Here is a 252-nt window from a genome sequence, read left to right on the forward strand (position 1 = left end):
TCATCGAGGTTATTGACCGCCAGGGTAACGGCTTGGTCCGTGTGGTTACCAGCCCCATCGGTGGCGGTGACGGTAAAGCTGTAGCTTGGTTTGGTCTCGTAATCAGCATCGGCCAATAAGGTGACTTCACCGGTGCTGGCATCAATCGAGAAATACGCCGCATCGTCGCCTGACAGACTGAAGGTGACGCCATCAGAGATATCTGCGGAGTCATCCGCGGTGGCGGTATACACCACTTGCCCGGCACCAGAG

Annotated in this window: 1 protein-coding gene; it reads right to left on the reverse strand. The window is 56.7% G+C overall.

What is annotated here, in order from left to right; translation table 11 throughout:
- On the reverse strand, positions 1 to 252 hold a 252-nt coding region (locus Q4563_RS21270), incomplete at both ends, for a cadherin repeat domain-containing protein (protein WP_303605940.1).

The sequence above is a fragment of the Gilvimarinus sp. 1_MG-2023 genome (assembly GCF_030548285.1).